11 protein-coding genes are annotated in these 11,154 nt (G+C 49.4%); 10 read left to right on the top strand and 1 reads right to left on the bottom strand.

What is annotated here, in order from left to right:
* The 4 genes from J1C54_RS15410 to J1C54_RS15425 all read left to right on the top strand — a co-directional run.
* Positions 1 to 911 (top strand): glycosyltransferase family 25 protein (locus tag J1C54_RS15410; RefSeq protein ID WP_229149639.1); only part of this gene is annotated, 911 nt, incomplete at its 5' end.
* Between the two features lie 159 nt (positions 912 to 1,070).
* A complete protein-coding gene (locus J1C54_RS15415) occupies positions 1,071 to 2,246 on the top strand; it encodes a glycosyltransferase family 4 protein (protein ID WP_229149644.1) in 1,176 nt (391 codons plus the stop codon).
* 80 nt (positions 2,247 to 2,326) lie between these two features.
* Complete coding sequence (locus tag J1C54_RS16795; RefSeq protein WP_370635685.1) at positions 2,327 to 2,989, top strand: CatB-related O-acetyltransferase; 663 nt, start codon at positions 2,327 to 2,329, stop codon at positions 2,987 to 2,989.
* Positions 2,990 to 3,094: 105 nt separating this feature from the next.
* Positions 3,095 to 3,481 (top strand): hypothetical protein, encoded by a 387-nt coding sequence (locus J1C54_RS15425; protein WP_229149646.1) that lies wholly within the window; start codon positions 3,095 to 3,097, stop codon positions 3,479 to 3,481.
* Positions 3,482 to 3,512: 31 nt separating this feature from the next.
* Here the strand turns inward: J1C54_RS15425 and J1C54_RS15430 are convergent.
* Positions 3,513 to 4,705 (bottom strand): IS3 family transposase gene (locus tag J1C54_RS15430; RefSeq protein ID WP_229149647.1). Its coding sequence is split into 2 segments (ribosomal slippage): positions 3,513 to 4,408 and positions 4,408 to 4,705, totalling 1,194 coding nucleotides; the frame shifts between segments, so codons are not numbered across the junction.
* Between the two features lie 61 nt (positions 4,706 to 4,766).
* Here J1C54_RS15430 and J1C54_RS15435 point away from each other — a divergent pair.
* Genes J1C54_RS15435 through J1C54_RS15460 form a run of 6 tightly spaced genes read left to right on the top strand, consistent with a single transcriptional unit; the run spans position 4,767 to position 10,984 of the window.
* Complete coding sequence (locus J1C54_RS15435; RefSeq protein ID WP_229149648.1) at positions 4,767 to 5,705, top strand: glycosyltransferase; 939 nt, start codon at positions 4,767 to 4,769, stop codon at positions 5,703 to 5,705.
* Complete coding sequence (gene wecB, locus J1C54_RS15440) at positions 5,702 to 6,811, top strand: non-hydrolyzing UDP-N-acetylglucosamine 2-epimerase (RefSeq protein ID WP_229149649.1); 1,110 nt, start codon at positions 5,702 to 5,704, stop codon at positions 6,809 to 6,811. The genes J1C54_RS15435 and wecB overlap by 4 nt, the downstream gene beginning before the upstream one ends.
* Positions 6,798 to 8,063, top strand: coding sequence for a hypothetical protein (locus J1C54_RS15445; RefSeq protein ID WP_229149650.1), 1,266 nt, complete (start codon positions 6,798 to 6,800; stop codon positions 8,061 to 8,063). The genes wecB and J1C54_RS15445 overlap by 14 nt, the downstream gene beginning before the upstream one ends.
* Positions 8,053 to 9,045: an SDR family NAD(P)-dependent oxidoreductase gene (locus J1C54_RS15450; protein WP_229149651.1), complete on the top strand. Its 993-nt coding sequence runs from the start codon at positions 8,053 to 8,055 to the stop codon at positions 9,043 to 9,045. Before J1C54_RS15445 ends, J1C54_RS15450 begins: the two co-directional genes overlap by 11 nt.
* Before the next feature lie 36 nt (positions 9,046 to 9,081).
* On the top strand, positions 9,082 to 9,897 hold the full coding sequence (locus tag J1C54_RS15455; RefSeq protein ID WP_229149652.1) for a glycosyltransferase family 2 protein: 816 nt from the start codon (positions 9,082 to 9,084) through the stop codon (positions 9,895 to 9,897).
* Between the two features lie 7 nt (positions 9,898 to 9,904).
* The gene (locus J1C54_RS15460; protein ID WP_229149655.1) at positions 9,905 to 10,984 is read left to right on the top strand and encodes a glycosyltransferase family 4 protein; all 1,080 of its coding nucleotides are present in this window, start codon (positions 9,905 to 9,907) and stop codon (positions 10,982 to 10,984) included.
* Positions 10,985 to 11,154: the final 170 nt, after the last annotated feature.

An 11,154-nucleotide genomic window follows, 5' to 3' on the forward strand; every position in this document is an offset into this window, starting at 1 on the left:
ATCGACGGTTTATGCCCGGTTACCTTGGCAATGGTGTGCCAGTTCTACTAATTTCTCTTGAGGACCAATCAGGTAGGCGTCAGGATCTTATTTCGAGGGGTATTCCCGAGAGCTGGGTGCACTCATTTTTTCCGGCAGTCGATTTGAGAGATGCACTGGAACAAGATATTGCCCCCATTGCTGATCTTGTCGCATTCGAGGAGAAATTTTCCAGGAGAATGAGGGCTGCGGAAGTTGGCTGTGCAATGTCCCACAACGCGGTTGCTGCCTGGTTGGTGTCCTCTCCGTTTTCGATAGGGCTTGTTCTTGAGGATGATGTGATACCGCGGACGCCAGATTGGCTCGATCAAGTAGCTACTATTGCGGACGCGTTGTCCCCTCATGCTCAAAGCGGGGCTGCCTTTATTTGTCATTTGGGAGCTCCATCTAATCAAGTTGGCCCCGCGCTAAAGCGAAGGGTAACTTGGCGAGATGGTCGGCCACCTACCGATATGCCACAGATTTTCCTGCATGCCGACCCCGCAAGCGGTCTATGGCGAGCGCATGCTTATCTTATATCGAGAGCAGCGGCTGAGCGTAGCTCAACTCAGGAAACTCCGATCATGACGCTTGCAGATGATTGGTGTGAGCGCAGGCGCCGAGGCTGGCTTGATGAGATTTTTTTTACGCAATCAGCCTTGATTGGTCAGGATGAGGATCGACCGAGCACAATCAGGCCTTCTGATCATAACGACTGCATTAAAACTAAGACTGGCCAGGATTCGTTTTTGGCACGAGTTGGGCGGTCGCTAGCTAATCGAAATTTCTTAAAAAGTCTATATGGTTCTTTACGGTTTAGGGCGGCCATGGCGCTAGCTCGATTTTTTGCAAAAAGGGATTACAGGGTCAGTCTCACGGTTCTACACAAGTAGCACCGTTTTCATGTGGAACTTTGAGCCTTATCAGTTCGGTGTTTCCTAAAAGTTGATACTTTGCCTCGGAAGACTCGATGATCCTTCTAAGTTTGATAAAAACACCGAATTATCTAGAATTTCGTAATGGCTTTGAGTCTCAGTTTATTGAGTATTTGTATGCCGATTAATAACATCAAGCAAAAACGCGCGTCTGGAAAAATACTGCATATTGCTAGTTGGTACCCCAATCCATGGGATGGAGTCGAAGGCAACTTTGTGCGTGATCAGATTCGCGTATTCAAGAAAGAGCTCGATGCTGAAACTATTGTTGTACAGGTTCGACCATCTCCTAATCGCTGGCCGAGGTTCCAGGTTATTTCACTGGATGAGGGCGCAAGAGGGTACTTTATGTTGGCGGCGGTGAAGCCAGGAAAGGCCATGGAGTGGTTGTCAACTGCTTTTCTATTCTTTGTGCTTTTAAAAGAGCGAGCTTGGCGCTTCAACTGCTTCCACTTCCATATTGCCTATCCGCTATTGCTCCATTCAAATCTTTGGAGGTGGATATTCCGAAAGCCCATCCTGATTAGTGAGCACTGGTCTGCATACCACTACAATTTCTACCTGCCAGAGAATTCCAAGGATATTGATATACTAAGACGTCCCTTTCAGAACGGCTACCCGGTTATTGCTGTTTCCCAGGCTCTTGCGAATGATATCTTTTCATTTTCTAAGAGGCATGACTTCTCTGGATTTGTTATTCCAAATTTTGTCCCTCTTCATGGTGCTAGAGCAGATAAAAACACCATTCCAGTTTTCTTTAGTGTTAATACATGGCGTTCAATTAAAAATCCAATGCCGATGCTTCAGGGGCTGAATAGGGCGTTGGTAGATGGTCACCATTTTAAGCTGGTGATTGGTGGTGCCGGGGATATGATTGACAAGATGAGATCGTTTGTGGGCGGTACCGCCCTGGAAAAGTGTACGATTTTTCTGGGCAAGATGACGAAAAATGAGATAGCCGATCAATTAACTAAAAGTAACGGATACTTATTCTCTTCTGATTATGAAACGTTCTCGGTTGCTTGTGCTGAGGCGCTAGGAGCTGGCGTTCCCCTAATTGGGCCATATATTCCAGCTATTGCTGAATATGCAAGTGATCAAGAGTGGGTCAAGGTTGATTCTAGTGATTCTGATGGTTGGAGTGCCGCTATTTCAAGGTTTCTAAGACAATGGCAATTGGGATGCTGGGATAGTGCAATTATTGCAGAACGTGCGGCGTCTCGGTTTTCAGAGGATGCATTGCGAGCTAGTTACATTTCTGTAATGCAAGCGATTTGGCGCGACTTAGCGTGAGCCATGAGGTGCTACGCGAGTGATTGTGGCTCTGTGCATAGAGGGCTTTTCCTTCTTTGGGTTTCCTTTGAGGTGATAACGTGAAGGCGGTACAGGTTTTTCTCCGCGCACTTAAGCAGCGGCTTGACAGGGTCAACGATGTTTCTGCGGCTGCACAGGTCGATGCCAGAGCTTGGGTTTCCGGTTGTACTTTTGGGCCGGAAGTACGTATTCATGAGGGGTGTAAGATATATCGCGCTGAATTAAATGGGCAGGTTGATGTGGCGCGCTTCACCTCACTTTGGGGGCCAGATATATACATATCCGGGCCAATTGACGGTGTCAGAATAGGATCTTTCTGTTCCATAGCGCATCACGTAGCGATGCATGAGAGCTTTCATAACTCACAACGGACAACGACCTATTTTGTCGAGCGTAACTTGCTACGTACGCCCGCTAGTCCCGACGCGGAGATTAGCCGTGGCCCGATTGTGATAGGAAATGATGTTTGGATCGGTGCTGGTTCAAAAATTCTTTCCGGCGTTCGCGTTGGTGATGGTGCGATTATCGGTGCTGGGACCATAGTAACTCGAGATGTGCCAGCTTTCTCCGTTGTGGGGGGTAACCCTGGGCGAGTGCTAAGGGCGCGTTTTTCGCCAGAGGTAACGGATCGATTGCAATCAAGTGAGTGGTGGAACTGGTCGGAAGAGCGGTTGCGTGAAGAGGCGGGCTTTTTGGTAGAGATTCATGCAAGAGGGCGTTGATGTATTTCGAGAGATGTCGCTAGCGTGTTTTTACTTGGTAGTTGCCATTTATTTTTCGTACTTGGCCGTTTCTGATTCTATGGAGGAGCCGGCGAGCTATATATTATGAAAGCTGTAATTTTGCTTGCTTATGAGTTCCCGCCTTTAAATGTTGGCGGCTCTCAGAGACCATATCGGTTTGCTCGATACTTAAAAGATGCCGGTTATTATCCTATTGTGATTACTCCGCAGCCAGAATTGCATGGTGGTCGCATTGATCCATATTTTCAGGACTCCGATATTTCACCCGAAATCTGTAGGATTGTAAGGACGGGATTGGGTGTGCCTCGGCATGGGCGACTTAAGAGATCCGGATACCTGAGCATTGTTGGCGACGAGGCGAAGCGCTGGCGCGACTATTGCATTGAAAATGTATTAAAAATTTCAGAGAGTTATGATGTTGTAGCAGTAATTACAACGGTTCCTCCTTTCTCGGTGGCTGGCCTTGGTTGATCTTCCCCCGATAAAATGGACACACTTCATTTCACGCAGCCATTCTCTCGAATTCCATTGGGCTCAGATAGCCCAAGGCCGAGTGCAGCCTGCTTCGGTTGTAAAATTGGTTGATGTATCCGGATAGCGCCAGTCGTAGCTCCGTTTCATTTCTAAACTCCTCTCCGTGGATTAGCTCCGCCTTCAGGCTGTGGAAGAATGACTCCATGTGTCCATTGTCCGTGCAACGGCCGGGTCGATTCATACTACAACGAATGCCGTGACGCTCAAGCTCATTCTGCAGTATGTGTGCGCCATACTCAGAGCCGCGATCCGAATGGAAGATCATGCCCGACTTCGGCACCCTTACCTTCAATGCCTGCTTCAGTGCACGCAATGTCAGCTCTGCTGTCTTGTTCTTGCCCAGAGACCAGCCCACGATCTTTCTCGAGTACACATCCATTACCGTGGCCAGATAGTGCCACTCTCGGGCGACCCTGATATAGGTAAGGTCCGCAACCCACTGCTGATCCACTGCCGTCGGCGGGCCGGCATCCACCCTCAGGTTCTGATGGCGGGCAAAGAACTTCTCCAGGCCGGGAATCCTCCGGTACAGCGTTGCCGCCCGACCCACCAGTCCTGCATCCCGCATAATGCGCTCCACCCGCTTCTCGCCGACCCGGATGCCTTGCCGGGCCAACACCTTATGCACCCGCGGGCTACCGTAGCGGCCTTCACTTTTCTGATGAGCCCGCTCAATACGTCGAGAAAGCCAGCGATCTTCAAGCGCTCGCGCACTCGCAGGACGCTTTAGCCACGCATAGTAGCCACTGCGGGAAACCCCGAGCCATGTACACAGGTATCTGACGCCTAGTTCTCGTCCGTGGACTTGGATGAATCCAAATCGCTCTGATGTTGTTCCGCCAGATACCGTTGCCACTTTTTTAGGAGATCGTTCTCCTTCTTGAGGCGATCGTTCTCCCGCTTCAGCCGAGCCATCTCGTTGAGCTCTGCAGTACTGGGGGTTTTGGGATTCTTCATCACTGATACACGCTTGCGGCCGTCAGATCTGATCTTGCCCTCCCGGTACTCTTTGCGCCAGCGCGACAGCATGAAGGGGTGAATACCCAGTCCCTCGGCAACCTGCTGGATCTGAATCCCTTCCTGGTAACTCATTTCCACGGCACGAATCTTGAACTCGTCCGCGTAACGCCAGGTCTTTCTCGGATTGTTGTACTTCGGCATTTCTACACCTCCTCGGTTAGGAGAAGGTGTCCACTAAATCGGGGGAACTACAGGTGCAGATGTGGCTGGTTTGTTAGGTCGGCCTCTGATTCTTGATATGAGAGATGCATGGAGTCAGTGGGCTATAACGCCTTATGCTTCGATTCTGCACTATCATTTTACAAAGAGGCTGGAATTTAAGGCGATCGAGCTTGCCAGTCAGGTTCTGGTAACGTCTGAGCAAACACGTCTGGATCTACTAAAAACTCACCCGAGTGTTGATGAGAGAAAAATTTCTACTATTACCAATAGCTTTGAAGAAGATTATTCATCGGTAGAGGCAAGTCGTAATGGAATTCGTTGTGATGCTTTTAAGATTGGGTATGTCGGCTCATTTTACTATGAGCCATACCAGCGAAAGATGATTTTTTCTCCATGGTGGAAGAAGAAGATACATCATATTTTTCAATATTCACCTAAGAAAGAGGACTGGCTATATCGGTCGCCAGAGTTTTTTCTTCGGGCTGTTAGTGATCTGAGAATAATCTCCCCTTCTGCGTATGAAAAATTGGAGGTTGAGTTTGTTGGTGCAATTCCCAGCTGGCTGCCGAGTATGATCGCTAGATATGACGTTGGCGATAAAGTTCGTTTGCTAGGACCGGTAAGCCGGGTGACGTCGCTGGAGTTCCAGAAGGGGTGCGATGCTCTTCTTATAACATCTTCAAAGGTTGTAGATGGTCGAGATTATAGTATTGCTGGAAAGACATTTGAGTATGTCGCTATGGGATTACCAATTATTGCTTTTGTTTGCGATGGTGCTCAGAAGGATATTTTAAATAGAACTGGTTTGGCAAAAATATGTGATCCAGAGAATCGTGACGAGGCTGTAGAGGGTTTACGCCAGATTATAGAAGGTGAGTTTGTTTTGCGTCCTAATCTTGATGAGATTAGAAAGCTTTCTATAGCTGATTGTGTGAAGCAGTTGGCAAGTGTAATTAGAGAAGTTGAGATTAAGCCATGAAAAACTTTAGACAGATTCTTCTTGTTGCCGGAGCAAGGCCGAACTTTATGAAGCTTGCTGGTCTTTATCATCGATTAAAGTCGGATGAACGCTTCGATGTAAAGATATGTCATACTGGTCAGCATTTTGATTCCAATATGTCTGATGTGTTTTGGAATAGCCTGAAATTGCCAGTGCCAGATTATTCTCTGAATATTCGTGCTGTTGGGGTTGCAAGTACGATTGGGGAGACCGCTGCCAAGCTTTCTTCTCTATTGTGCGAAAATGAATTTGACGATGTCGTTGTTTTTGGGGATGTAAGTGGCACTGCTGGAGCGGCTATAGCCGCTGCTCATAGTTCCGCCAGGCTTATTCATGTAGAGGCAGGGTTGAGGAGCTTTGATCGTGATATGCCAGAGGAGCTTAATCGGATTACGGTTGATCATCTATCGGATTTGCTACTTGTGTCTGAACAATCCGGTATGGAGAATCTTCATAAAGAGGGAATTCCGTCAGATCGTTTCTATCTTGTCGGGAATCTAATGATCGAGTGCATGCTTAATACTCGCTCAGAATGGCACACGCCGCAACGCACTGGTTCTGAGGCCTTTGGTGTCTGCACGTTTCATCGTCCGGAGAATGTTGATGATGAAAAGGCGCTTACTATTTTGGTTGACAGAGTGCTAGAGATTTCCGAATTAACTCCTCTCGTTTGGCCGTTACATCCCAGAACCCGACTACGTCTTGATTCATTCGGGCTTCTGCGAAATTTGGAAAACTCGCTTGGTGTTACAATTACTGAACCTCAGGGGTATCTAGAGTTTTTAAATCTTGTTAGTGCCTCAAAGTTCGTGCTCACTGATTCGGGCGGCATTCAGGAAGAGACATCATATCTCGGAAAGCCCTGTATTACGGTGCGAAAGAATACTGAGCGTCCCATTACTCTCACTTTGGGTACTAATAGGCTTCTTAGCCTGATGGCAGATGATTTCGTATCTCAAGTCATGCGACATGTTAAACATATATCAGAGAAAGTCTTAGAGGAAATTCCCTATTGGGATAGTTTAGTCAGTAAGCGAATTTCTGATATTTTGGCTGACGGTGGATGTAAAAGTGACAATAAATAGTGATAAGGGTAAAGTCATTATATTCTTGTATAACCGTCTTTTCGATCCATTGATTCAAGGAAACTTCTGGCTCTACATAAATAGTTATCTCAATGATCCCGCTAGCCCGGTTAGGTTACACGTGATTACTTATGAAGATCCGAGACATCCGTTAACTGACGAGCAAAAGGCAATTGTAGAGCAGTGGAAATCGCAAGGCATGGAGTGGACATCCCTAAGCTGGCACCCCGGGATTGGTATGAAGCAAAAGCTGGCTGACTTGGTCGCCGGTTTTCTTGTTGCTCTACGTTTGCGCTTTAAGGGCTTTCGGCACATCGTCACTCTTGGATCTGTTGCAGGCACTTTTGCCTGCTTGTACTCGATTCCGCTTGGTCTACGTCAGTTCTTGTACCAGTATGAGCCGCATTCTGAATATGCCGTTGATAATGGGATGTGGCCGGCGAACAGCCTACAGACTCGCTTGTCCCGTTTGCTTGAGAGGCGCGCGGCACAGGGTGCTGTTGTAGTTGCTTCTGGTACTCGATTTATGGAGGAAAGAGTCAAGCAAGTTTGGCACTCTCAAGCTAAATTCGTCAAAATCCCGACGGTTGCGAATGATCAGAAGTTTATCTTTGACCCGGAAGTCAGAAAGCGTGTTCGTACACAGCTTGGTATCACGGAAGACCAGAGCGTGCTGTTCTATCCGGGTAAGTTTGATGGCCTGTATTATGGCGATGAAACGGCATTTATGTTTCGCTGGCTGCTCGATATGGACTCTAGTCTGCACTTTCTGATAGTGACGCCCCATGATGACGATGAGGTCCATGGGCGTTTCGATCGGGCCGGAGTGTCGCGTGATGCCTACACGATTTGTCATTCTGATTATGCCGGGATACACCCTTATTTTTTTGCCGCTGATTTTGCAGTGATTGCCGTGCCTCCCGGTCCATCCAAAAAGTTTATATCCAACATCAAAGTGGGTGAGTATCTCTGTGCCGGGTTGCCTTACTTGATTACTCGTGGTGTCTCTGAGGACTATCTGTTCGCCGAAGAGAACGATGTTGGTGTTGTGGTAGATGATTTTACGGAGTCTGACATCAAGGCTGCCTGGCCGAAAATTCAGGATTACCTTGCGCGTGATCCAGATGAGCGGCGAAAGCACTGTCGGGATAAAGGCCTTGGCTACCGGGGCTTTGACACACTAAACCCTCGATTTCGGCATGCAATTGACATCTTGACGGGGCATGACATGGATGAATCCTATGATCGCTAAGCATCTTTTGGTAACCGGAGGGGCGGGCTCCTTTGGGCGCGCTTTTGTTGAACATCTATTGGCCTCTCCCGACTGCCCTGAAGCTATTACAGTATTCTCTCGCGATGAGCATAAGCATTATGAAATGGCGCACCACCTCGCCAGGTACGCCAACAGGTTACGTTTTGTTATCGGCGATATCCGCGATGCGAGCCGAGTAGATGAGGTTTTGGTCGGCGTTGATGTTGTTGTTCATGCGGCAGCTATGAAGCATGTGCCCGCTGCCGAGGCTAACCCATACGAGTGCATTCGTACCAACGTAGAGGGCGCGAGAAACCTTTCTGTAGCAGCAAATCGTCATGGCATCAAGAGAGTCGTAGCGCTGTCTAGCGATAAGGCGGTTTCGCCCTCTACGATCTACGGAGCGTCCAAGTTCGCCATGGAGCGCGTGTTAATACAAGCCGGGCTTGCTGGGCACACACGCTTTAGTGTGGTCCGTTACGCCAATGTATTTGCCAGTGGCGGCTCGGTTGTTCCGTTCTTTCTACGGATTAAAGAGCAGGGGTTTCTGCCTCTCACTGACCCATTAATGACTCGGTTCTCAATCACTATGCAAGAAGGAATCGAGCTGGTTCTGTTTTCACTAAAAGAGGGGTTGGGAGGCGAAATTGTTGTGCCTATCGCTCCTTCATATCGTGTTGGGGATGTTGCCATGGCAATAGCTCCTGACGCTGAGCATCGTATTGTTGGCGCAAGACCAGGCGAGAAAATGCATGAGTCAATGTTTTCACTTACTGAGGCGCCCTTTGTTGTAAGAAACGGCCGGTATTATGTTGTCTTGCCTCAAAGTGGGCCGATGACGCTGGCAGACTATCTTGCTGCTGTGCCCGCAGCAAATGCTCTTGATAAACCGTTTGAGTATGATTCAGGTTCGAACACCACCTGGTTAAGTATCGAAGATATTCGGTTATTACTTCGTAGTGAGTTAGGCGTGGAGTGCTAGTTTAAGATGTTGTTGGTTGGCCTCTGAGGAGGTGGCTTGAAGATTTCTGTAATCATGCCTGTTTTTAATGGTGAGTTTATTATTGATTCGGCGATACAGTCCGTTATGGCTCAGACCTTCCGGAACTGGGAGCTGATCATTATTAATGATGGCAGTAATGATGATACCGCAGCCATTCTTGATGCATTAAATGATTCTCGCATTCGAGTCGTTCATCAAGCCAACAGTGGGGCTAGTTCGGCGCGGAATGTCGGCCTGGTGCTCGCGCGGGGCGAATACGTGACCTTTCTGGATGCTGATGACTGCTTACCCCGTGATGCTCTCAAGTCTCGGGCCGCCTTCCTCGATAAGCACCCCGAGGTCGATATTGTTAATGGCAGCGTTAATGTCATGTCCGCTGGAAATCTGATTCGAATCTATAAGCCTGATCTGACTATTGGGCCTTTGCTGGATCGCCTGGCGGTTCTGGATGAAGGTGTATTTTTTAATCCAATGTATATGCTGCGACGTAAGAAGATAGGTCTACAGCGCTTTCCTGTCGGTGTTAGCCACTGCGAGGATATTATCTTCTTCTTGTCGCTCGCTCATCAGGCTAACTTGATTTACGGTGCCGTCCCCGATGTGGTTTATGAGTATCGTATTCAGCCCGGTTCGGCCATGGCGAATCTTGATGGCATCGAACGTGGATATCTTGAGCTGTTAAGGCGTGCTCGCGAGATGTCTCGTATCAATGATGCCATGCGCAAGGTCCAGCGACGCCGTGTGCGTCGAATCCTGTTCCGGTCATGGTTGCGTCGTGCAAGGCCTCTGCGCGCCATCGCAGCGCTGGCCAAAATCTACCGTATGGCCTGAGTGCTGCATGCCTAATAGCCGGATTGTTTTTTTCACCAAGTACACTCGTGCCGGCGCCAGCAGTCGCTATCGTACCTATCAGTATCTGGACGCTTTTCGCGCCGCCGGTTTGGCTTGCGTGGTTAAGCCGCTGTTCGATGAGGCCTACCTGGCCCACAAGTATCGACATGGCAAGGCCTCCTGGTTCGGCGCTTTTGCTGCGCTTGTCGGTCGGCTTTGGGCGGTGCTAACGGTGCCGGCTCGCTCCATCGTGATGATCGAGTACGAGTTGTTGCCCTATTTTCCGGCCGTGCTTGAGCGTTGGCTGGTATTTCGCGGCTGCCGGATGCTGGTGGACTATGATGACGCACTGTTCCATCAGTATGACCAGCATGGCAGTGTCTGGGTGCGGCGCCTTCTTGGCGGCAAGATCGCCACGGTGATGCGACTGGCTCATACGGTGGTTGCCGGTAATGAATACCTGGCTGACTATGCAAAGTGCGCAGGTGCAAGGCGAGTAGAAATTATTCCAACGGTAATCGATTTGCTTCGTTATCCGGCGCGTCAACAGGCGCATGCACAGCCTGTTTTTACCATCGGCTGGATTGGCTCACCCAGTACGGCAAATTATCTGTATGAAATCGCTCCTGCGCTGGCCGAGTTCTGCGCTCGGGTGCCAGCCCGTGTTCGCCTTGTAGGATCAGGTCCGGTGGCTTTGCCCGGCGTGCCGGTGGATCTGGTGACATGGCAGGAGCATACCGAGGTCGATGAGATATCCGGCTTTGAGGTCGGCATTATGCCGTTGCCAGATGAGCCATGGGCGCGCGGAAAGTGTGGATTCAAGTTGATTCAGTATATGGCGTGCGGCCTTCCGGTGATTGCCTCTCCTGTTGGTGTCAACGCGCAGTTGGTCGAGCATGGGGTAAATGGCTTTCAGGCATCGACTGTAGAGCAGTGGCTGGCGTCGCTTCACGACCTATATCAGGATGCGGAACTGCGTCAACGTCTTGGTGCAGCCGGCAGGCAGCGTGTTGCGCAGCAATATTGCCTTGCGGTGACCACGCCAATCTGGCTTGGTTTGCTGGGTGATGCTCGGCTTGGGCGCTGATTGGACGGGATGATGATTGCATGTGTGGTTTAACCGGCTTTTGGCTGCCCCGGCCTGAGCTGGATGCCGGGGACTTGCAGGCATTTACCCGGACAATGACGCAGCAGCTGAATCATCGTGGACCGGATGACCACGGTGTTTGGGTGGATGCCAATATCGGCATTGCACTT

This window comes from Alcanivorax sp. 1008 (genome assembly GCF_020667895.1).
GTDB lineage: Bacteria > Pseudomonadota > Gammaproteobacteria > Pseudomonadales > Alcanivoracaceae > PGZG01.

Excerpts from the sequence above, each read along its gene's own strand:
- J1C54_RS15415 (WP_229149644.1), top strand. The coding sequence starts at position 1,071 with ATGCCGATTAATAACATCAAGCAAAAACGCGCGTCTGGAAAAATACTG.
- J1C54_RS15460 (WP_229149655.1), top strand. The coding sequence starts at position 9,905 with ATGCCTAATAGCCGGATTGTTTTTTTCACCAAGTACACTCGTGCCGGC.
- J1C54_RS15425 (WP_229149646.1), top strand. The coding sequence starts at position 3,095 with ATGAAAGCTGTAATTTTGCTTGCTTATGAGTTCCCGCCTTTAAATGTT.
- wecB (WP_229149649.1), top strand. The coding sequence starts at position 5,702 with ATGAAAAACTTTAGACAGATTCTTCTTGTTGCCGGAGCAAGGCCGAAC.
- J1C54_RS15450 (WP_229149651.1), top strand. The coding sequence starts at position 8,053 with ATGATCGCTAAGCATCTTTTGGTAACCGGAGGGGCGGGCTCCTTTGGG.